This is a genomic window from Rhodococcus sp. NPDC057135 (assembly GCF_042670865.1).
Taxonomy (GTDB): Bacteria; Actinomycetota; Actinomycetes; order Mycobacteriales; family Mycobacteriaceae; genus Rhodococcus_F.
Genome location: NZ_JBHUUU010000008.1, coordinates 122,432 through 142,403, shown reverse-complemented (window position 1 = coordinate 142,403; position 19,972 = coordinate 122,432). Strand labels below are relative to the sequence as shown.

20 protein-coding genes, 2 tRNA genes and 1 pseudogene are annotated in these 19,972 nt (G+C 61.2%); 13 read left to right on the top strand and 10 right to left on the bottom strand.

What is annotated here, in order from left to right; all coding sequences use genetic code 11:
* Nucleotides 1-77 precede the first annotated feature (77 nt).
* On the top strand, nt 78-419 hold the full coding sequence (locus tag ACFT1A_RS17015) for a hypothetical protein (protein ID WP_378447920.1): 342 nt from the start codon (nt 78-80) through the stop codon (nt 417-419).
* Between the two features lie 195 nt (nt 420-614).
* On the opposite strand, the gene ACFT1A_RS17010 is transcribed toward ACFT1A_RS17015, so the two are convergent.
* Nucleotides 615-1,091 carry a hypothetical protein gene (locus tag ACFT1A_RS17010; protein WP_378447919.1) on the bottom strand — a complete coding sequence of 159 codons (477 nt, stop codon included), beginning with the start codon at nt 1,089-1,091 and terminating at the stop codon, nt 615-617.
* Between the two features lie 350 nt (nt 1,092-1,441).
* Complete coding sequence (locus ACFT1A_RS17005) at nt 1,442-2,158, bottom strand: SGNH/GDSL hydrolase family protein (RefSeq protein WP_378447918.1); 717 nt, start codon at nt 2,156-2,158, stop codon at nt 1,442-1,444.
* A 368-nt stretch (nt 2,159-2,526) separates the two neighbouring features.
* On the opposite strand from ACFT1A_RS17005, the gene ACFT1A_RS17000 reads away from it, so the two are divergent.
* Both ACFT1A_RS17000 and ACFT1A_RS16995 read left to right on the top strand, forming a co-directional pair.
* Complete coding sequence (locus tag ACFT1A_RS17000) at nt 2,527-3,018, top strand: hypothetical protein (protein ID WP_378447917.1); 492 nt, start codon at nt 2,527-2,529, stop codon at nt 3,016-3,018.
* Nucleotides 3,015-3,977, top strand: coding sequence for a hypothetical protein (locus tag ACFT1A_RS16995; protein ID WP_378447916.1), 963 nt, complete (start codon nt 3,015-3,017; stop codon nt 3,975-3,977). The genes ACFT1A_RS17000 and ACFT1A_RS16995 overlap by 4 nt, the downstream gene beginning before the upstream one ends.
* An 831-nt stretch (nt 3,978-4,808) precedes the next feature.
* On the opposite strand, the gene ACFT1A_RS16990 is transcribed toward ACFT1A_RS16995, so the two are convergent.
* Nucleotides 4,809-4,882 (bottom strand) — tRNA-Ile (locus ACFT1A_RS16990).
* A gap of 178 nt (nt 4,883-5,060) precedes the next feature.
* Here ACFT1A_RS16990 and ACFT1A_RS16985 point away from each other — a divergent pair.
* Nucleotides 5,061-5,258: a hypothetical protein gene (locus ACFT1A_RS16985; protein ID WP_003941659.1), complete on the top strand. Its 198-nt coding sequence runs from the start codon at nt 5,061-5,063 to the stop codon at nt 5,256-5,258.
* 132 nt (nt 5,259-5,390) lie between these two features.
* A complete protein-coding gene (locus ACFT1A_RS16980) occupies nt 5,391-6,014 on the top strand; it encodes an HAD family hydrolase (RefSeq protein ID WP_378447915.1) in 624 nt (207 codons plus the stop codon).
* 67 nt (nt 6,015-6,081) lie between these two features.
* On the opposite strand, the gene ACFT1A_RS16975 is transcribed toward ACFT1A_RS16980, so the two are convergent.
* Nucleotides 6,082-6,154 (bottom strand) — tRNA-Asn (locus ACFT1A_RS16975).
* A gap of 136 nt (nt 6,155-6,290) precedes the next feature.
* On the opposite strand from ACFT1A_RS16975, the gene ACFT1A_RS16970 reads away from it, so the two are divergent.
* Nucleotides 6,291-6,542 (top strand): hypothetical protein, encoded by a 252-nt coding sequence (locus tag ACFT1A_RS16970; RefSeq protein ID WP_094273802.1) that lies wholly within the window; start codon nt 6,291-6,293, stop codon nt 6,540-6,542.
* Between the two features lies 1 nt (nt 6,543).
* Here ACFT1A_RS16970 and dnaG read toward each other — a convergent pair whose 3' ends face one another.
* Entirely contained in the window at nt 6,544-8,463 is a 1,920-nt protein-coding gene (gene dnaG, locus ACFT1A_RS16965) for a DNA primase (RefSeq protein ID WP_283304208.1), read from the bottom strand.
* 84 nt (nt 8,464-8,547) lie between these two features.
* Here dnaG and ACFT1A_RS16960 point away from each other — a divergent pair, with 84 nt between their 5' ends.
* The gene (locus ACFT1A_RS16960) at nt 8,548-10,086 is read left to right on the top strand and encodes a serine/threonine-protein kinase (RefSeq protein ID WP_378447914.1); all 1,539 of its coding nucleotides are present in this window, start codon (nt 8,548-8,550) and stop codon (nt 10,084-10,086) included.
* 13 nt (nt 10,087-10,099) lie between these two features.
* Here the strand turns inward: ACFT1A_RS16960 and ACFT1A_RS16955 are convergent, their stop codons facing one another.
* Both ACFT1A_RS16955 and ACFT1A_RS16950 read right to left on the bottom strand, forming a co-directional pair.
* A complete protein-coding gene (locus ACFT1A_RS16955) occupies nt 10,100-11,398 on the bottom strand; it encodes a deoxyguanosinetriphosphate triphosphohydrolase (protein WP_378447913.1) in 1,299 nt (432 codons plus the stop codon).
* Between the two features lie 5 nt (nt 11,399-11,403).
* Nucleotides 11,404-11,982 carry a YdcF family protein gene (locus ACFT1A_RS16950; protein ID WP_128638009.1) on the bottom strand — a complete coding sequence of 193 codons (579 nt, stop codon included), beginning with the start codon at nt 11,980-11,982 and terminating at the stop codon, nt 11,404-11,406.
* Between the two features lie 180 nt (nt 11,983-12,162).
* Here ACFT1A_RS16950 and ACFT1A_RS16945 point away from each other — a divergent pair, with 180 nt between their 5' ends.
* The gene (locus tag ACFT1A_RS16945; RefSeq protein ID WP_378447912.1) at nt 12,163-14,229 is read left to right on the top strand and encodes a TPM domain-containing protein; all 2,067 of its coding nucleotides are present in this window, start codon (nt 12,163-12,165) and stop codon (nt 14,227-14,229) included.
* Nucleotides 14,230-14,328: 99 nt separating this feature from the next.
* Nucleotides 14,329-15,066 (top strand): polyprenol monophosphomannose synthase, encoded by a 738-nt coding sequence (locus ACFT1A_RS16940; RefSeq protein WP_003944487.1) that lies wholly within the window; start codon nt 14,329-14,331, stop codon nt 15,064-15,066.
* On the opposite strand, the gene ACFT1A_RS16935 is transcribed toward ACFT1A_RS16940, so the two are convergent.
* Nucleotides 15,041-15,847: a helix-turn-helix domain-containing protein gene (locus tag ACFT1A_RS16935; RefSeq protein ID WP_378447911.1), complete on the bottom strand. Its 807-nt coding sequence runs from the start codon at nt 15,845-15,847 to the stop codon at nt 15,041-15,043. The two genes, ACFT1A_RS16940 and ACFT1A_RS16935, sit on opposite strands and share 26 nt — an antisense overlap.
* Before the next feature lie 124 nt (nt 15,848-15,971).
* On the opposite strand from ACFT1A_RS16935, the gene ACFT1A_RS16930 reads away from it, so the two are divergent.
* Nucleotides 15,972-16,337 carry a nuclear transport factor 2 family protein gene (locus ACFT1A_RS16930; protein ID WP_378447910.1) on the top strand — a complete coding sequence of 122 codons (366 nt, stop codon included), beginning with the start codon at nt 15,972-15,974 and terminating at the stop codon, nt 16,335-16,337.
* 65 nt (nt 16,338-16,402) lie between these two features.
* Nucleotides 16,403-16,905 (top strand): annotated as a pseudogene (locus tag ACFT1A_RS16925) (MepB family protein).
* Here the strand turns inward: ACFT1A_RS16925 and ACFT1A_RS16920 are convergent.
* On the bottom strand, nt 16,880-17,461 hold the full coding sequence (locus ACFT1A_RS16920; RefSeq protein WP_378447909.1) for a dihydrofolate reductase family protein: 582 nt from the start codon (nt 17,459-17,461) through the stop codon (nt 16,880-16,882). The pseudogene ACFT1A_RS16925 and the gene ACFT1A_RS16920 sit on opposite strands and share 26 nt — an antisense overlap.
* Before the next feature lie 94 nt (nt 17,462-17,555).
* Nucleotides 17,556-18,947: a glycine--tRNA ligase gene (locus tag ACFT1A_RS16915; RefSeq protein ID WP_003944491.1), complete on the bottom strand. Its 1,392-nt coding sequence runs from the start codon at nt 18,945-18,947 to the stop codon at nt 17,556-17,558.
* 198 nt (nt 18,948-19,145) lie between these two features.
* On the opposite strand from ACFT1A_RS16915, the gene ACFT1A_RS16910 reads away from it, so the two are divergent.
* Together ACFT1A_RS16910 and ACFT1A_RS16905 are read left to right on the top strand one after the other, a co-directional pair.
* The gene (locus ACFT1A_RS16910; RefSeq protein WP_003944457.1) at nt 19,146-19,529 is read left to right on the top strand and encodes a metalloregulator ArsR/SmtB family transcription factor; all 384 of its coding nucleotides are present in this window, start codon (nt 19,146-19,148) and stop codon (nt 19,527-19,529) included.
* Nucleotides 19,530-19,540: 11 nt separating this feature from the next.
* Complete coding sequence (locus ACFT1A_RS16905; RefSeq protein WP_020908177.1) at nt 19,541-19,972, top strand: Fur family transcriptional regulator; 432 nt, start codon at nt 19,541-19,543, stop codon at nt 19,970-19,972.

Genomic DNA, 19,972 nt, shown 5'->3' with positions numbered 1-19,972 from the left:
GATTGGCCGATGAAACGAATCGTGCTCGGTATTGCGAATTTCCATCATCGTTTGCGGCATCTGGTTTGATTCGAAACATGCGCTCTTCGCTCGCCTTGGCCACTCTCGCTGCCGGCTTGATGATTGGCGGTTGCGCGGCGCCGGCGGTGCAACAACCCGACACCGTATCGACAACAGCCGAAACGGGCGGAACGTGGGTCCGACGGCTTGGCGTACCCGACTCCGTCGACAAAATCTGCCAGTCGATACTCGGATTGGCCGAAGAGCTGGGACGGACTCCAAGCGATTCCACGTCACCGATCGATCGCGTCCGCGAATACATGAGAGGACCCTACGGCGATTGGAGGGGATTCGACGCTGAGGGGCGTCAGCGCATCCAGGAAGCCTTCGAAGCAGCGGAATCGGGATCTTGCGGTTGAGAAACGCCGGCCGTCTGGTTCGCCCCTCGCACCACGGAATTACAAACAACGACGTATCGACGTCGTTCCGTTGGTGACAGAATATTCGTCCGTCTGCGACGGGTCGGTCACTTGAAATTTCCCAGGGCTTTCAGTTCAACTTCAAAGATTCTGTGACGCGGTTGTGGCCAAGGCTTCACCTGGTCTCGTCATCCCTCAGTTGAAGGGCGTCGAGTCGACATGTACCCCCTCCGAACGCAGTAAATGCTCGGCCGCAAGAATCAGCAGGGAGAGGGATTCGTACGAGAGCCCCTCGGTTGCATGCATCAACCTGTCAGGCGCCGAAATAGACCTGTCACCTGGCGAACCGTCGAACCTCTGCGCAGAAAGCACAGTCGCGAGTTCGAGTTGATTCACCACCTGACCTGTACTGTTCGCGCGCTCGAACATGACATTCAGCCGCTCGACCAGTTCGCGACCTTCAACCGATCGAATAGTGTTGCCGAACAGCCTGTTTCGTTGATCTGGTTTGACACCAGGCGGGATCGAGTTCTTGGTTGTCACAGTATGTTCTCCGTTACGTTGACCTGTCAGGTTGATCAGAGGTGCGCCCCGGCACAATTCGCCGAACCCTTGTCTGCGCCGCCCAACGACGTCGTGCCCATCGACAGCAAAGCGATCCCCGGCACCCACCGAATTCCGGTAGCGCGACCTCGAGGTTTGCTGTTCGTTTACATCACTTATCGTTACACTTTATCAACAACTGTAACTCATCAGCAAGTGCTTTGTTCCGATTGCCCGGTTTGATCACGGGTGACACAGAACAGCAGCAGTAGCCAACATGTCGACATGGTCTATGCCGCCCCTGCCATCTCCGCCCTAGGTGTGTGCGCCTCCGGCAGGCACAAGTACGACCTTCCGCCGACGAACTCGCGGCGAAGGCTGGGTCCAAAGTCCTCATTACTGATGACCTAAGTTCGACAGCACTTTTCACGAAAAAGAGGATCCCGCATGTGCGGGATCCTCTTCGCTTTCGTTCGGAGCTAGAGACCGAGCGAGTGAAGGTGCTCGCTGATCTTCTCGAACATGAGCCTCTGACCAGCCGATGTGGGATGCATGCCGTCTTCCTTGAGGAGCGTCGGGTCCGACAGCCAGTTCTCGGCGAGCGCATCGATGAAAGGTAGCTTGTACTGCTCTGCGGCGGAACGGATTCGATCGTTCACGTTGACAGCAGTCTCGGATGGAGGCCGGTTGTCCATGATGGGGCCGATGACTACAACCTTGGCGTCAGGAAGCCGATCTCGTAGCTGCGCATACAACTCCCGAGTCGCATCTCGCACTTCGAGCGGGTACGAAACATCATTTCGACCGCCGGCGATGATGACGACCTCGGGATTCACCGCAACGACCTGATCAATTTTCGCACCGAACGGTAGCTTGCCTTTTTCGGCGTTTCCTTGGACGTAGCCGGTACCACCGCTCGCAAAATCTGCCAGGTACCAGCGACGATCGAAGGCAAGCAGTGCCGGCCAGTGATCTCCCGTCGTGTTCGGAATCGAGTAAGAGTCCCCCAAAATTGCGACCGTGTCGAAGTCGTCGGTAGGGGCATTCAGCGCCGGCGCCGAACTGTCGGGCTGCGATACAGAGGCAGTTGCCCGACTGTCTCGGGATTGCTCGTAAGCAAATCCTACGATCACCGCTACGACGGTGAAAACCACGGCACCGATGACGGCGACAGTTCGCTTGTTGGGTTTGGTCACCCCGTAAACATACGGGGTCGAATCATGTTGCCTCTGAGCGAGTGTCAAGCATCTGTCGTACCGCTTGAATCGAACTTCGACAAAGGAGCGAAATCCCGCTCTCACAGCAGACTGGGGCCAAGCTTGCTGGAAGTTAAGGCGCGGCAAAGCATTCAGGGCACACTGTCCCCCATTCGACGGACCAAAGTCCATTTCCAATTCAACGCTGCGACAATCGGCAATCGCGCAGCTATATTTCGTCGACACTTCAACTACTTTCGGTACATCTGCACGGACGCGCGACAACACCCAGTCCCCCGCGGTCGGCAATCCCCTCCTATTTTTCTCATTCGAAGAAATCGGCACCAGGTGCCAGGAAGAACGTCGACATGCCAGAAACAGAAGCAAAGCGCAGCAATCGGCGACTGATCGCGATCGCAGCACTCGCAGTCGTACTCCTCGCGCAAGGCGCCTACTCGTTCGGTGTCCGCCCCGAGCCGTACCCGACAATTCGCATGCCCAGCTTCGGTGGCGTGCCCAATGCAGACGGCGAGTTCAGTGGAAGTGGCTTGGATATTACTGTCCATTACACCGACGGATCCACGATGAGTCCCAACCCAGTAGATCTCGCCGGCGATATTCGCTACTCATCCGCGAGAGCATCACTCGATTATGCGTTCCGCCCCAGCGGGGCAGGCGACCGCAACACCCGAACAGCGGACCCTGAATTGGTCGAATGGCTCCGAAACCGCAGCGTCGAAGTCGGAAGTGGTGCCATCCCGGACAGTATCGAGTTCTGCTGGCGCAAAACAATTATCGACATCACCGACGGAACCGACACGTCAACTGACCCGTGCGAAACGACAAGGGTTGATCTATGAGTGCCCGTGCGGGAACTCTGTTGTTCCTGCGCGACTACATCGATCAGTTGTGCGAGTCGTACCGCGCGAATGCGAGGTACCTCGCCGTCATTCGAATCCTATTCGCACTGTATGTGATCGCGTTTCCCATCGATTACTCGTGGGCGGGCGAGGTTCCGGCAGTTCTGTTTCATCCGCAGTCCGGTCCGTTTTCCGTGCTGTCGTCACCGCCCTCCGCGAGCCTCCTCGTCGGCCTCGAAGTCATCCGTTTCATCCTGGCGTCAGCCCTTCTCGTCGGCTATCGAACAATGTTCGTATCCGTCGCGATGACAGTCGTGCTGGTGACCGGTAGCGGGATCGTTCATTCCTTCGGCAAGGTCGATCACTTCATACTGTTCGAGCTCTTGCCTGTGGCTATGGCCGCTGCTGGATGGGGCGCAGCATTATCCCTCGATGCACGACGCTCACGTGCACAACGAAAAGCTCCCCGAACCCGCGGGCTGCCGATGCTCATCTGGGCAGTAACGATCGCCTACGCCCTGTTTACGGCGGCACTACCGAAAGCAGCGTCGGGATGGCTGAACCCTGAATTGCAGGCAACCCGGGGCTATGTTGCACGAGACGTGGCTGACCCGACCAAGCTCGGCCCGTTGACATACGAATTATTCGACATTCACGCGATGTGGCTCTGGAAGGTCCTCGACTACGCCACTGTCTTCACTGAAGGGTGGTTGATCGTTGCCGTCCTCTTCCCTGTGTTGTTCAGGATCGGGATTGTCGTCCTGCTCGGATTTCACCTCGGGGTTTACCTCGCGTTGGGCATTGAGTTCGACAGCTACATCTTCGTGTATCTCCCATTCCTGTCGGCACCTGCCGTATGGATCGTCAAGCGAGCCCTAGGCAGAAAGCCCGATATCGGTAGAACGTCGGCGCCGGATACTCGACGTCAAGTGTCTCCCGCCAGTTCGGACGCACCGTAGATCCATAGATCTACTACGCGGGTGCGGACCTTCCGCGACAGTTCGCGGGTGCCCCAATCGCAGGTTGGCAATCCTCAGGCCCCCAACCGAGGGTTCGAACAAACCTTATGTCTCCCAATGAAATTCCGAGCATTTTTACATTCCATTGACATTCGGTCCGCAGACTGACACCCTAATCGCCAATTCGGCGCCGCCATTCGGGTCTCGTCGCCTGTTGAGGGCAGCCGAGCCGCGGGGGGGTCGGCTCGACTGCCTGCACCTACACCAGGCGAAGATGGTTTTCGTGCCGGCTAACTGTTTAACCAGCGTGCGTCGACGCTCAGGGTGTCGCTCGAACGCATCGTCGTCACCTGTAGGCCGGGCTCGCGCCAGCAGGTACAGACAATGGTTCAGTGAACCCTGAGTTCGATCTTCGAAATCACCTTCGATCGCCGTGCGTAGGTACATCTAGAGCGTGACACTTCGGCTGGTCGAGCACATACGCTGAAATACCTGGATAGGTACCTGCTTTTCCTTCGGCTTCCGAATCGTCTCTGTCTCGGTCACATCCAGAAGCTGCACATCCGACACTGTCGGGAAATTGGTCATCTGGATCCGAGACTTTCACCTCGTCTGGAATCGACGATCATGATGCAACGATTCCTTGCGTGACCAGGAATGCTCGACTCAGGCGCAACCGCAGGCGCATTGCCCGGCGATTCGATCCCAACAACCGGTGGGCAACTGTCCTGGTGATTGCACTCTGCGCACTTGTCGCCTTGGCGATCGTCTGCAGCATGATCTTCGACAAAAGTCATTTGGGCTGAGCCGCTGGCTCACGGCACGTGAACGTGGGGCGGGCGGGGCTCGAACCCGCGACCAATGGATTATGAGTCCACGGCTCTAACCGACTGAGCTACCGCCCCATCCGTGACGCGTTGCATCACGGCGAATCCGAATGTTACCGGCACATCCGACGCGGATCACAATCGGGCAGGCGGTGACGCGTTGCACTCTTTCGAGTCGAGTCTTCCAAGGTTGGTCGGCACAGGCGCGATGAGCCGATACCGTGGGAGTGCACACCCCACGGAACAGGATCACCACATGAAGCTTGCACTGACCGAATTCAAGAACTCGAAGGCTACGATCCGGATCATCATGTCCGACGGCGCCAAGCTGAACGGCACCGTCACCGATTTCACCGAAGACACTCTCGTTCTCAATTCTCCGAACGGTGTCTACTACATCAACCCCAGCCACATCATCCGACTGTTCGAGCCGTCGGATCGCGCAGCGAAGTAAGCGCACCGGCCGAACAGTTCGACGGTTCCACCGAAAGCCCGACGCAGATTCTTGCGTCGGGCTTTCGATGTATTTGTCGCCAAAATCTTCGAGCCGCGTTCACGGGTGCTGATGACGCCTATCCTCTGCGAGATGGCGAACGACAGCGCACGACCTGAACTCGTTTTGTTCGACTTGGGTGGTGTGCTGTGTCGGTTCGAACCTGATCTTCGCGCCGCAGAACTGGCAACGGCCATCCGCGGCACTGAAAAAGAAATCCATGCCCTGGTGTTCGAGTCCGGGTTCGACCGGGAATGCGATCTCGGCCTTCACTCCGAAGAGGCGATTCTGGAACGCTTTCGAGCGTTCGGGTTTCCTGGTAACCGCGACGACCTACGTCGAGTCTGGGCCAAGGCCTTCATCCCGGACCGCGCAGTCATCGATCTCGCAATCGCGCTTCGTAGCGAGGGCGTCGCGGTCGCCACACTCTCCGACAACGGACCTGTCCTTTTGGCCGCCATCGAGAGCGTCGTAACTCCATCGGCAATCGACGAGCATGTTTTCTCCTGCATGCTCGGAGCCACCAAACCCGACCCTGCGGCCTTCCTGGCCGCGCTGAAGTTTCTCGATGCGCGCCCTCAACAGACCTTCTTCGTCGACGACAACCCGATCAACGTCCTCGGCGCTCGACAGCTGGGAATTCGCGGTGCACAAGCAAACAAGGCGGCAGACGTTGAATCGGCACTTCGATCGGTGGGTCTGCTGCAAACGCACTAGCGGAGACGAAACAAGGACGAATACAAGAAAGCCCCCCACCCGATTTCTCAGGTGAGGGGCTTTGCTGCTCCCCCGGCTGGACTCGAACCAGCAACCGTCCGATTAACAGTCGGAAGCTCTGCCAATTGAGCTACAGGGGATTGTCTTGCTCGCTTCGCCCGTTCCGGCGTTGCCTGAGAAACTGTAGCGAATCCTCCACCGAAGTACCAAATCGCCTGCCCAGCGAGTCATCAGGCAGGATGGAGTCAGGACGATCGGTGCTGGAGGGAAGCAGGAATGATGCGTTTGTTGATCGGTGTTGCAGCTGGGTACGTCCTGGGAACCAAAGCGGGCCGCGCACGATACGAGCAGATCAGCCGGGCCGCGAAGGCGGTGGCCACTAGTCCGGCCACCAAGAAGGTGTTGGATGCGTCACGGCAGAAGCTGGCCGACTCACTGAGTACTCAGCCCAAGCTCGAGCCGATGAAGCCGCTCAACGAGGAGACCACGATTCTGGTCCCCCACGACCAGTTGAAGAAGAACCGCTAGGTCAGACGCTTTGGTCGCCGACAGCCTGCTCACGCAGCTGTCGGCGATACTGCTCCAGCGCCACGAGATCGCCGAACAGCGAGTTGTACTCCTCCGGGGCCGCAGCAGGTGAGACGCGCTGAAGCTTGGATTTGAGGTCGGCAACCTGTTCGCCCACCCACGCTTCCTGCAGCCGGGCGAGCACTCCGTTGATGTAGCGCGGAACCGTGTCTTCGTCACAGGGCATGGGTTCGACGGCCAGTTCCGATACAACCGAGGCCACCGTCATGTCTTCGACGCCCTTGGTGACGACTTCGATCCACTCGGCGCCGCCGAGTCCCTTGCTCGTTCCGCCGGCGTCGGCCATTGCCTGCCTGATCACGACGTAGGCGGGGTGGGTGAAGGTCTCGGGTGGCAACGAGTCGAAGACGCTGCCGGCGACGCCAGGGTGCTGCAACGCGGCCTTGAGGACAGCTCGCTGCGTCGAAAGCCCCGGGTCGTTGGGCCGTGGCCTCGAGATTCCGATCGGCAAGGCAAGCGCATCGGCGGCAGGTGGGTCGACAACCTGACGACGCTTGGGCGCCGGTGAAGATCCACGCGTCGACGCCCGTTTACGAGCTTCGTCACGCACGCGTCGTCGGACGGATGGAAGATCGTCCCACCCGACCCATCCGCAGAGGAGGTTCGCATAGCTGTCGCGCAGAGTTGATTCCTTGATCTGCGCAACGACGGGGACCGTACGACGCAGTGCTTCGACGCGCCCTTCAGCCGTCTCGAGATCGTGCTCGGTGAGTATCGACTTGACCACGAACTCGAACATCGGCGTACGCCTCGCAACAAGGTCGCGAACGGCGGCGTCACCGGACTCGAGGCGAAGATCGCACGGGTCCATTCCGTCAGGAGCGACGGCCACGAAGGTCTGCCCGGCCATCTTCTGATCGCCTTCGAATGCCTTCATCGCAGCAGCTTGCCCCGCGGCATCACCGTCGAAGGTGTAGATGATCTCACCGCGAAAGTAACTGTCGTCCATCAGTAGTCGGCGGAGCATCGCAAGGTGCTCCTCACCGAAGGCCGTTCCACACGAAGCAACGGCGGTCTTGACGCCGGCCAAGTGCATCGCCATGACGTCGGTGTACCCCTCGACGACTACAGCCTGGTGCCCCTTGGCGATGTCGCGCTTGGCGAGGTCCAAGCCGAACAACACCTGGGACTTCTTGTAGAGGATCGTTTCCGGCGTGTTGACGTACTTGCCCGGCATGGTGTCGTCGTCGAAGAGCTTGCGGGCGCCGAAGCCGATGACGTCACCGGCAACGCTGCGGATCGGCCAGAGCAGGCGACGATGGAACCGGTCGATCGGACCGCGCCGCCCTTCTTTGGACAGCCCTGCTGCTTCGAGCTCCTTGAACTCGAATCCCTTGGACATCAAGTGTTTTGTGAGAGTGTCCCAACCTTCGGGCGCGTATCCACATCCGAATTGCAGGGCTGCTGCCCCGTCGAAGTTTCTCTCGGTGAGATAGTCGCGGGCCGCCTGGGCATCGGGTTCGCGCAGTCGGGCGGCGTAGAACTCCTGAGCCGCCGCGTTCGCCGCAATCAAGCGTGCACGGGTGCCGCGATCGCGCTGAACGGACGGTCCGCCGCCCTCGTACGAGATCGTGTAGCTGAGTCGATCCGCCAACTGCTCGACGGCCTCGACGAAGCTGATGTGGTCCATCTTCTGCAGGAACGAGTACACGTCACCACCCTCACCGCAGCCGAAGCAGTGATAGAGGCCGTGGTTGGGTCGTACGTGAAACGACGGTGACTTCTCGTCGTGGAAGGGACACAAACCCTTGATCGAATCGCCACCGGCACGCTTGAGTGAAACGTATTCACCGACGATGTCCTCGATGCGAGTGCGTTCGCGAATGGCCGCGATGTCTCTGTCAGAAATTCGGCCCGCCACGTACATCAGTCTAGGCGGTCCCCCGACACCTCCTGACAACGATATGTTGATGGCCGACTCTGCACCGCAGCGATGGGACCGACGATGACTGAAAACGCCTCGAGCTCGCCCGAAGGGCGATCGGGAACTCGATTCGGCGTGTACGAGCTGCGTCGTCTGCTCGGTCGGGGCGGAATGGGTGAGGTGTACGAGGCGTACGACACCTCGAAGGATCGCCTGGTCGCTCTCAAGTTGCTCCATCGCGACCTCGCGGCCGACCCGTCATTCCAAGCTCGTTTCCGCCGAGAATCTCGCACCACCGCCGCCCTGAACGAACCGCACGTGATCCCGGTGCACGACTGGGGCGAGATCGACGGAGTTCTCTTCATCGACATGCGATTGGTCGAAGGCCACACATTGCGAGCCGAGTTGACCGAGTTCGGCAGACTCACCCCGGCGCGAGCCGTCGACATCGTCTTGCAGATAGCGTCAGCGCTGGACGCAGCGCACGCGCGCGGACTCATCCATCGCGACGTCAAACCAGACAACATCATTCTCACGAAGACCGGCTTCGCCTACCTCGTGGACTTCGGAATCGCATATTCACAGACAGACACGAAAATCACCACCGAGGGAAGCGCGGTCGGTTCGTATGCGTACATGGCGCCGGAGCGATTCGGTATCGAAACACCGACGGCCGCAGCGGATGTCTACTCCCTTGCTTGTGTTCTCTACCAGTCCCTCACCGGAACAACGCCTTTCAACACCACAAGCATCGGTCATCTCGTCAATTCGCACCTGAACGCTCCGCCGCCGCGCCCCACGCTGACGGTTCCGTCGCTCCCGCAACGTTTCGACACTGTCGTGGCCCGCGGTATGGCAAAGGATCCCGCACACCGCTATCCGACCACCGGAGCGCTCGCACTCGAAGCGCGGCAAGCCCTCTCGGCCGACAACGCCACCAGTGCGGCCGGCGGACTGCAATCCACAATCGTCGGGCCGCCCGCCTACACCACAGTGAATCCCGCTTACGGGAACTACACGCACATCGCGACAAAGACCAAGCGAAACCGAGCCCCGATCGCGATCGGGGCGGCTGGAGTTGCACTCGTTCTGGCCGCAGGAGGCGCGGCGGCTTGGGCGATACAGGGAAGCTCGGGGCCCGAATCACCAACCGCTGTAGCAGCTTCCACCGCCACGGCGGAACCGGCACCCATCCAGGAGCCGGTCAGAACGCCAAACCTGGAGCCGTTGCCCACCGCTGGACAGCAGGCAACCACGACCACGCGGGCGTCCACCCTGTCCACGAAGAACGGCGATCTCGGGGTGAGCAAGCCGATCACCGTCCCCTCGTGCAAGGGAACCGGAATCGTGGTGTTGGCCAATGCCACCGATCCGGCCACGTATGCCAGCGAGATTCAGAACTACCTTGACGCGTTCCCCGGCTCGAAATACCTACGCACAGACCAGTCCTGCCCGTCACTGCGTCAAGTCTCGGATTCCGGGACTGCGATCTACACCGTGTATCGCGAATCCGGAAACAGCGAGTCGAAGATCTGCAAGGACGTCCGCGCAGCAGGCGGCGACGCTTACGGCAAGTGGCTCGACACCACTACCGACCCGTCGACGCGAATGACCTGCTGAGAGCGCAGCCGGCTCAGCCCCAACTGGCCTGCGCGCCCAGGCTCGCCTTGTCCACCCGCTCCAGCCGACTTTCCGTGTACGACGCGATCTGATCCACCACCACGCGGACCCGAGCACCGTCGTCCTCGGCGCGCTCCCATGCGGGCAGCAGGATCGGATCGAGCCCCGCGGGCGCCGTGGCCAACAACCATTCCGCGACGCGATGCACACGATCACGTTGCCGATCCTGACGCGCCTTGTGCCCGGCGTCGGACATCACGTAGTAGAGCGCCACGGTCTTGAGCAACGCCACCTCGGATGCGACGGCCTCGGGTATGTCGAGGTCGGCTTGGTAGCGCGAGAGAAGTCGGTTGCCGTTTGTCTGCCGTGTGCTGGCGATCGCGGCCGTGGCGAAGCGTCCCACCAATTCACTTGTGAGGTTCTTCAACGCGACGGAACTTCCCAGCGTCCCGTCGAAACTTCCGACTCCGCGTACGACGGGGAGTTCGGACAACCTCTGAGCGGCTTCGATCAGATCGTCGACTACCAAGCCGCGGAACTCGGAGGCCCCCAGTTCAGCCAGTGCGCGCTGCTCGGACGGATCAGCAAGCGAGCGAAGGTCGATCCGGCCTGCGATCACCCCGTCCTCCACGTCGTGCACGGAATAGGCGATGTCGTCGGCCCAGTCCATGACCTGAGCTTCCAGGCATTGCCGACGCTCGGGCGCACCCTCGCGAACCCAGGCGAGCACCTCTGCGTCGTCGTCATATGCGCCGAACTTCGCGCCGGGCTCAGGGCGGGTCCAGGGGTACTTGATGGCCGCGTCGAGTGATGCCCTGGTGAGATTGAGGCCGGCGCTCAGACCGTCGGGGCGCAGGATCTTCGGTTCGAGGCTGGTCAGGATCCGCAGATTCTGTGCATTGCCTTCGAAACCGCCGCAGTCCTTGGCGACTTCGTCGAGCGCCTTCTCGCCGTTGTGCCCGTACGGCGGGTGCCCGATGTCGTGTGCGAGACCCGCAAGGTCCACCAAGTCCGGGTCGCAACCGAGCCCGTCGGCGATCCCTCGCCCGATCTGTGCGACTTCCATCGAGTGTGTCAGCCGCGTGCGAGGTGTGTCGCCGTCGCGTGGGCCGACAACCTGGGTCTTGTCGGCCAAGCGGCGCAAAGCCGCGGAGTGCTGGACCCTGGCGCGGTCTCGCGAGAAGTCCGAACGATGCTGCGCCGCTGCGATCTGCGAACCCGGCAACCCCGCTCGCTTCGGCGCCTCGACGACACGACGTTCGAGGTCGTGTTCGGAGTAGGTGCCGCCTCCGTAGGTGGTGTGAGCTGTCATGGTTTCTATTGCCCTGCCGTGTAGGGGAAGTCTGCCGAGAAGTGTGTGAGCTGATACCAGAGCAGCGCGCCGGTTTCGCGAGCGATTCCGTGCAACTGGGATTCGCGGGTGAACACGGCCGGGCCCTGACGAGTAGGTGCGGTCCACGCCTGAAGTCCCGTGTCGCGGGCCATCGTCCGGGTGCGCAACGAGTGCCACGGGTCACTGACCAGGACGGCGGAATTGATGCCCTGCGAGGACATCTCGGCACTCACCGCATCGATGCTGAGCAGAGTGTCCGAACCGGTCTCCACAGCGGTGATCGCACTCGACGGAATCCCTCGATCGGTCAGATACATCTTTCCCGACGCCGCTTCGGTGTACTCGTCACCTTCTTGTTTACCGCCGACGGTGATGATCTGCGGAGCCACTCCGCGCTTGTACAGCTTGTACGCCTGTTCGAGTCTGGCTTCGAAGACCGAAGACGGAGTGCCGGAATACTGAGCCGCGCCCAGAACGACTATCGCGTCGGCCGGTCGCGTGTCGTCGATGCGGGCCACCTGCCACACCCGGAATGCGGTACCGCCGACCAGGACCACTGCCATCAACACGGCGCCGGCGATCAATCGCCGCGTCCAACGAGCCAATCCTGCACCGAAGCCGCCCGCCCGTGAGGGTGATGGATCGTGGGGGCGGTTACCGAAAGCAGGTTTCACTCCCGCAATTCTGCCAGTTCGCAGCGATCTCCTCCGATGCCGACGCGCCACAACGGATAGATTTGCGTCATGGCCCTCGCACCACACTTCGCGCAGTTGTCCTCTGTAGAGCAGAGTCGGACAACCACCCGACCCGTTCGGCGCCGGGGAAGCGCCGCCGCCGTCGCCGCGATTTTCGCTTTGTTGGCGCTCGTCTTCAGCCCCGCGCTCGCCTCGGCGGACGCCCCGATGGTGTTGCCGAATCACATCACCGACACCTCCGGGGTTCTCGACGCCGGTCAACGCAGCGACATCCAAGCCGCGATCGATCAACTCAGCGAGGACCACCAGATCGACCTGTGGGTCGCATTCGTCCCCGACTTCAACAACCTCGGTGGCCAGGCATGGGCGCAGCAGACGGCCACCAAGTCGACGCTCAGTACCAAGTCCGTCCTGCTTGCAGTTGCCACGGCAGAGCGCGCCTACTACCTCGACGTTCCAGCTGAACTCAGCAACATCACCGATTCCGACATCGAGTCGATCAATTCGGACGCGGTGGAACCGGCTCTCGCCGAGGATGATTGGACCGGCGCAGCTATTGCAGCAGCCGGCGCACTCGGCGACGCGAACAACACGAGCGGCGGAATGGGAGTTGGAACACTCCTCATCGCGGGCGGCGCTGTGGTGGTCGGAACGGGCGGCGTAGTCCTGTACTCACGCAAGCGGAAGAACGACAAGAACAAGGCAAGCGTGGAGGCCGCGAAGAACATCGCCCCCGACGACCTCGCCAGCCTCAACGCACTCCCGCTACCCACACTCGACGAACGCGCGAAGGAAATCCTCGTCGAGACGGACAACGCGATCGCCGGCAGCCAGGAGGAGCTGGATCTGGCCCGCAGCGAGTTCGGAGATTCCGCTGTTGCGCCCTTCTCCGCGGCTTTCGACAAGGCCAAGGCCACCCTCGCCGAAGCCTTCGCGATCAGACAGCGACTCGACGACGCCATCCCGGAAACTCCCGACCAACGCCGTCAGATGCTGATCGACATCATCTCCTCGTGCGGTCGAGCCGATCAAGAACTCGAAGCTCGCGTCGACGAATTCGACGGGCTTCGCGACCTTCTCATCAACGCCCCGGCACGCCTCGACGCTCTGACGCAGAGTGTTGTTGCTCTCAGCGTGCGCTTGCCTGAATCCGAGGCGATTCTGACCAAACTCAAGGATCAGTTCCCCGCGCCGACGCTGGCGTCGGTGGTGAACAACGTCACGATGGCGAGCGAACGCTTGACGCTCGCCGAGAAGTCGATCGAAGAAGGTCGAGACGCCACGGCGCTGCCGGCCGGCAAGCAAGGCGCCGCCGTCACCGCAATTCGGACGGCCGAAGCAGCTCTCGATCAGGCCCGCAAGCTACTCGACGGCGTCGATCACGCCGCCGACGACATCCGAAACGCCATCGCGACACTTCCGTCCGCGATGGAGGACGTCCAGCAGGGCATCACCGCTGCGGACGCTTACCTGGCGCAGGGCGGGCAGAAATTGGCGGACGCGAAGGCGGCGGCCCAGTCAGCGTTGGCCAATGCCCAGACGTCCAAGGACAGCGATCCACTGACGGCGTTCAACCAGATCGTCGCGGCCGACGCCCAACTCGACGCGCTGCTTGCCGACGCTCAGGAGCAGAAGCAGCAGCTCGAACGGGCGCAGCAGCGCCTCGCCCAGGACATTCTGGCCGCACAGGCCCAGGTGACCGCTGCCGGTGACTTCCTCGGAACCAGACGCGGCGCCATCGGGGCCGAGGCCCGCACTCGCTACGCGGAGGCTCAGCGGCACCTGCAGGCCGCCCAACAATTGCAGACTTCGGATCCGTCGAAGGCACTCCAACACGCCCAGGCAGCGACCACCTTGGCGACGCACTCACTTCGCGCCGCGCAGAACGACGTCAACACCTGGGAAGCTAACCAACGACCCCGTGGTGGCGGCGGCGATGCGACGGGAGCGATTCTCGGTGGGATCCTGATCAACAGCATTCTGCGAGGCGGCGGAGGACCCCGCTCGTACGGCGGGCCGAGCAGCAGTGGGCGCTCCGGACGCGGGGGCGGCGGCGGTGGTTTCGGCGGCGGCGGTGGTGGCCGAACGAGCCGAGGCGGCGGCGGCCGGTTCTGACGGATCCCGTCGAGGTAGTAAAATCCGTACTTTGTTCACGACCGCACTCGTCGTACGCTTCATCCGGCAAGTCGGGATCACAGATCATACGAAGGTGTTATGGAAAGCGTCGCCCCGCAGATAACCGTCGTTGTACCTACATACAACGAGCGTGAGAACCTGCCAAAGCTCGTCGATCGCCTCGCCGCGTTGAAGATCCCGAACCTGCACGTCCTCGTGGTGGATGACAACTCCCCCGACGGTACGGGCGAGGTTGCCGACAAGTTGGGTATCGACGGCCCCATCCCGGTGGGAGTACTTCACCGCACGGTCAAGGACGGTCTCGGTCGTGCTTACGTCGCGGGCATGAGCCGGGCTCTGGCGGAGAACGCAGACATCGTCATTCAGATGGACGCAGATCTCTCGCACCCGTCCGAAGCGATCCCCGCCATGATCGAGATCCTCACCACCACCGATGCGGCAGTCGTTCTCGGCTCCCGTTACGTCGAAGGCGGCGCAGTCGCCGGCGACTGGCCGTGGCATCGCAAGGCACTGTCAGCCTGGGCGAACTTCTACGTCAACGCCATTTTGCGACTTCACGTCAAGGATGCGACCGCCGGCTTCAAGGCGTGGCATGCAAAGACCTTGCGCGACATCGACGTCGAATCGGTGCAGAGCAACGGCTACGCGTTCCAGGTCGAGATGAACTACCGAGTTGTTCAGCGCGGCATGAAGATCGCCGAAACGCCCATCCGCTTCGAGGAGCGCACCGAAGGCGTCTCCAAGATGAGTCTCTCGGTTCAGTTGGAGTCTGCTCTGGTGCCGTGGAAGCTCAAGTTCGGCAAGAAGTCTCTGTGACCTCGGCGGCCGATCGAAAGTAGTCGGCCGTCTGCTTGTCCGACGGGTAGAACGATTCGATCGCAATCTCTGCGAGCGTGACGTCGCGCGGCGTACCGAACACTGTGGTGGTGCTGAACATCGCCAGTTCGGTATCGCCGGCGCGTACACGCAACGGAACCAGTAGCGAATTCGCGTGGTCGTCGTGCCAGTCCCCTCCGCTCGGGTAGGTGCGCAGCTCGTCGAGCAACGACGACAACTGCGCATCGGCACTCACCTCCACTTCCCGCGCCAGTCTCGCGAGCAGGTGCGTCCGCCACTGCGCGAGGTTGACGATCCGCGGCGCCATTCCCTCGGGATGCAAACTCAACCGCAAGACGTTCACCGGTGGTTCCAGAAGGAACGCAGCGGCGCCCTCGGTCAAAATTCCCACGGCCTGGTTCCCGGCTACCATCTCCCACTGCTGATCGACCACCACCGCCGGATACGGGTCATGCGCGTCGATGATGCGATCGATGGTCTCACTCACTGCTGACATCGGCGCTTCCGCCAACGACTTCTGCGAGTACTCCGGCGCGTGACCACTTGCCAGTAGAAGCGTGTTCTGTTGCCGTAGAGGAACATCCAGGCAATCAGATAGGTGGAGAATCATGTCCCGACTGGGTTTCGAGCGGCCGGTTTCGATGAAGCTCAGGTGCCTGGTCGACACGCCTGCCGCTGTCGAGAGACCCAACTGAGTGAGTCTTCGCCGCTCCCGCCACCGTTTGAGTTCGGTGCCCACGTCCATCGTCCCGAAGGTCATTCCCCCACGGTAGCGACCCGAGGTAGCCGAGGACATGACCTCACAGGTAATCGACCCGAAGCAGTTTCGGCACAACAGTGATATCAGCCGGCGAGAACGCCGGGTACTGATCAAGGGAGTTACCATGAGCGACTTCGACGCCATTGCCGATGCCTACATCGACATGTGGAACGAAACCGATACCACCGCCCGCAAAGCGCGGATCGAACAACTGTTTACACCAGCCGGTCGCTACACCGATCCGCTGGCGGACGTCACCGGACACGAACAGATCGACGCGATGATCAACGCTGTGCAGCAACAGTTTCCGGGCATGCGCTTCACTCTCGTCGGACCGGTGGACGCACACCACCGACAGGCGCGATTCGGTTGGGCTCTCGGCCCGTCGGGGGCCGAGTCGCTGATCGACGGATTCGACGTACTCGAACGCGACGACGACGGGCGTCTGACGCTTGTCCTCGGGTTCCTCGACAAGGTGCCTTCAGCCTGAAGCGGCCTTCCACCGACAGCGTTCGACACAAAGGCTGTCGGTGGTTCGTGCCATCATCGTTGCCGATGAACGCCGACGGATTTACCTGGTCCACACCGATTCCCGAGCCTGAGGGCGCCGAGTACAGTGCTCACACGCTGACCGTCAACGGACTCATGACCGTGTATCGAATCGCCAAGACGACGCCTACCAAACTGGGCCAATTCGTCACGCTGTGGCGCCGTTCCGATGCCGGGCCCATCCGCCCCTTCGACACCACCGACGGCGTCATGCTCTTCGTGGTGAAGGTACACGACGAAGAACATCTGGGGCACTTCGTCTTCCTGTCGAGACCCTCGTCGAACACGACATCGTGTCGACCAACTTCTCGGGCGGTAAGCGCGCCATCCGGGTCTATCCGCCCTGGGTCACGCCGACCAGTGCGCAGGCAGTCAGAACTCAGCGCTGGCAGTTGCGGCATTTCGGCGAGTTCCCCGATGTGTTCAGCTCGACTGTGTTCAGCTCGACTGTGTTCTGCTCGACTGTGTTCAAAGCAACTGTGTTCAGCTCATCTGATAAGTCGCAATGATGACGCCTGTTGTCGTGGGGACGCTGTCGACGAGGGTGAACTGAGCGAGCGCAGCGCCGTCGGGGAACAATCTGCGCCCTGTTCCGAGAACCAGCGGATGAATGAGCAGGGTGTAGGTGTCGACGAGGCGCCGCTCGGCCAATGACGCGATCAAGTCTCCACTGCCCAGAATCACCAGATCCGGACCCTCGCTTTCCTTGAGCGCGGCTACGGCATCGGCAGCATCACCTTTCAACAAGGTCGAGTTCTTCCACGGGAGCGGTTCACCCAAAGTTCTTGAAGCTACGTACTTCTGCGTGTTGTCGAGCACCTCGGTGAACGGATTGTCGGTCTGAAACGGCCAGTACGAGGCGAAGTTCTCGTAGGTTCTGCGCCCGAAGAGCAACTCTGATTTCTTCGCCATTCCCTCCCCCATCTTCTGCGCCATGACGGAATCGCTGAAAGGTGCCGCCCACCCACCGTGCTCGAATCCGCCACGACGGTCTTCGTCCGGCCCACCAGGTGCCTGCATGACACCGTCGAGAGTCACGCTGTTGGTCACGCTGAGTTTTCTCATAACTTCGATCCTGCGCCTGAAGGACCATCGGGGAAAGAGAAAACGGGCGGTCCTTCTCGATTGAGAAGAACCGCCCGTCAGCTTCGAACGAGAATCAGGAACCGATCAGCCGTGCGGCCAGGTAGCTTTCCACCTGATCGAGGGCGACGCGTTCCTGCGCCATGGAGTCACGCTCACGAACAGTGACGGCCTGATCTTCGAGGGTGTCGAAGTCGACCGTGATGCAGAACGGTGTGCCGATCTCGTCCTGGCGACGGTAACGACGACCGATGGCGCCGGCGTCGTCGAACTCGACGTTCCAGTTCTGACGCAGCTGCGCTGCAAGGTCTTTTGCCTTGGGGGTCAGGTCTGCGTTACGCGAGAGCGGCAGAACGGCAGCCTTCACCGGAGCGAGTCGACGATCCAGGCGGAGCACCGTGCGCTTGTCGACGCCGCCCTTGGAGTTGGGCGCCTCGTCCTCGGTGTAGGCGTCGACCAGGAAGGCCATCAGCGAACGCGTGAGACCGGCCGCCGGCTCGATGACGTACGGCGTGTAGCGCTCGCCCGTCGTCTGGTCGTAGTAGTTCAGCTCGGTGCCCGAGTGCTTGGAGTGCGTCGAGAGATCGAAGTCGGTACGGTTCGCGATGCCCTCGAGCTCGCCCCATTCGCTGCCCTGGAAGTGAAAGCGGTACTCGATGTCGGTCGTACCCTTCGAGTAGTGCGAAAGCTTTTCCGGCGCATGCTCGTACAGACGCAGGTTGTCCTTGTTGATACCGAGGCCGGTGTACCAGTCCAGGCGGTAGTCGATCCAGTACTGATGCCACTGCTCGTCTTCGCCCGGCTTGACGAAGAATTCCATCTCCATCTGCTCGAACTCGCGGGTGCGGAAGATGAAGTTGCCGGGGGTGATCTCGTTGCGGAAGCTCTTGCCGATCTGGCCGATGCCGAACGGCGGCTTCTTACGCGAGGTGGTCAGCACGTTGGCGAAGTTCACGAAGATGCCCTGAGCGGTCTCGGGGCGAAGGTAATGCATGCCCTCTTCGCTCTCGACGGGGCCGAGGTACGTCTTGAGCATCATGTTGAAGTCGCGCGGTTCGGTCCACTGGCCTACGGTGCCGCAGTCGGGGCAACCGATGACATCCATCGAGACGTCGTCCGGGTTGTCGAGCTTCTTCTTCTCCGCGTACGCCTCCTGCAGGTGATCCTGACGGTGACGCTTGTGACAGTTGAGGCACTCGACGAGCGGGTCGTTGAAGACACCGACGTGACCGGATGCGACCCACACCTCGCGGGGCAGAATCACCGACGAGTCGAGGCCGACGACGTCCTCGCGGCTGGTGACCATGTTGCGCCACCACTGGCGCTTGATGTTCTCCTTGAGCTCGACACCCAATGGGCCGTAGTCCCATGCGGACTTGGTACCGCCGTAGATCTCACCGCAGGGGTAGACCAGGCCTCGCCGCTTGGCGAGATTGACAACGGCTTCGATCTTGGACTTGGGTGCCACTCGATTGCTCTCCATCTGGGTAATAGATGCATGATTTTCGTGCGCTTTTCGCACCATCAGCCTATCTGGCGGCTGCCACGCACTTCCGTCCAAGGTTGACATGCATACTTGTGCATATCAAAATGAAAGTGATTTGCAATAATGTGGTGAGATGGCTATGCCCGGACATCATGATCTACCCCTCGAAGGAGCCTCGCTGTGAGCATTGCGGATACCGGCGATCTCCACAAAAGCCATGATCATTCCGACCTCGGACACACGCATGACCCGTTCGAAGCCGCACCTCCCGCGCCCGTGCCACCCAAGGAGACCTTGGCGGCCGCCGGCGAAATTCTGCGGGCACTCGCTGCACCCGTACGGATCGCGATCGTGCTCCAACTGCACGAGTCGGAGCGCTGCGTTCACGAACTCGTCGGCGCTCTCGGTGTCACTCAGCCACTCATCAGCCAGCATCTGCGCGTTCTCAAAGCAGCGGGCGTCGTCCGCGGCGAACGCAACGGACGAGAAGTTCTCTATCGACTCGTCGACGATCACCTCGCACACATCGTCGTCGACGCTGTCGCCCACGCCGAAGAAGGATGAGATTCCACCGCATGAACACTCCGGGCAGTACGACCTCGAAACGTGGACCGGCCACCGTCGGCGTTCGTTCCACGAAGCAGCGCAGCGCCATCTCCGCCTTGCTCGACGACATCGACGAATTCAAGTCGGCACAGGAACTGCACGACGAACTGCGCAAGCGCGGTGAGGGCATCGGCTTGACCACCGTCTACCGCACGCTGCAGGCACTGTCCGACGCCGGAACCATCGACGTTCTGCGCACCGACACGGGCGAGTCCGTTTATCGTCGGTGCTCCTCCGGCCACCATCATCACCTGGTGTGCCGCAACTGCGGATTCACCGTAGAGGTCGAGGGCCCGACCGTCGAGCAGTGGTCACAGACCATCGCCGAGGACAACGGTTTCACCGAAGTGAGCCATACCGTGGAGATCTTCGGTACCTGCCGCGACTGCGCCGCCTCCTGA

Excerpts from the sequence above, each read along its gene's own strand:
- ACFT1A_RS16970 (WP_094273802.1), top strand. The coding sequence starts at position 6,291 with ATGATGCGTTTGTTGATCGGTGTTGCAGCTGGGTACGTCCTGGGAACC.
- ACFT1A_RS17015 (WP_378447920.1), top strand. The coding sequence starts at position 78 with ATGCGCTCTTCGCTCGCCTTGGCCACTCTCGCTGCCGGCTTGATGATT.
- ACFT1A_RS16920 (WP_378447909.1), bottom strand. The coding sequence starts at position 17,461 with ATGAGAAAACTCAGCGTGACCAACAGCGTGACTCTCGACGGTGTCATG.
- ACFT1A_RS16930 (WP_378447910.1), top strand. The coding sequence starts at position 15,972 with ATGAGCGACTTCGACGCCATTGCCGATGCCTACATCGACATGTGGAAC.
- ACFT1A_RS16955 (WP_378447913.1), bottom strand. The coding sequence starts at position 11,398 with ATGACAGCTCACACCACCTACGGAGGCGGCACCTACTCCGAACACGAC.
- ACFT1A_RS16905 (WP_020908177.1), top strand. The coding sequence starts at position 19,541 with ATGAACACTCCGGGCAGTACGACCTCGAAACGTGGACCGGCCACCGTC.
- ACFT1A_RS16940 (WP_003944487.1), top strand. The coding sequence starts at position 14,329 with ATGGAAAGCGTCGCCCCGCAGATAACCGTCGTTGTACCTACATACAAC.
- ACFT1A_RS16945 (WP_378447912.1), top strand. The coding sequence starts at position 12,163 with ATGGCCCTCGCACCACACTTCGCGCAGTTGTCCTCTGTAGAGCAGAGT.
- ACFT1A_RS16995 (WP_378447916.1), top strand. The coding sequence starts at position 3,015 with ATGAGTGCCCGTGCGGGAACTCTGTTGTTCCTGCGCGACTACATCGAT.
- ACFT1A_RS16980 (WP_378447915.1), top strand. The coding sequence starts at position 5,391 with ATGGCGAACGACAGCGCACGACCTGAACTCGTTTTGTTCGACTTGGGT.
- ACFT1A_RS16960 (WP_378447914.1), top strand. The coding sequence starts at position 8,548 with ATGACTGAAAACGCCTCGAGCTCGCCCGAAGGGCGATCGGGAACTCGA.
- ACFT1A_RS16935 (WP_378447911.1), bottom strand. The coding sequence starts at position 15,847 with ATGACCTTCGGGACGATGGACGTGGGCACCGAACTCAAACGGTGGCGG.
- ACFT1A_RS16985 (WP_003941659.1), top strand. The coding sequence starts at position 5,061 with ATGAAGCTTGCACTGACCGAATTCAAGAACTCGAAGGCTACGATCCGG.
- ACFT1A_RS17000 (WP_378447917.1), top strand. The coding sequence starts at position 2,527 with ATGCCAGAAACAGAAGCAAAGCGCAGCAATCGGCGACTGATCGCGATC.
- ACFT1A_RS16950 (WP_128638009.1), bottom strand. The coding sequence starts at position 11,982 with ATGGCAGTGGTCCTGGTCGGCGGTACCGCATTCCGGGTGTGGCAGGTG.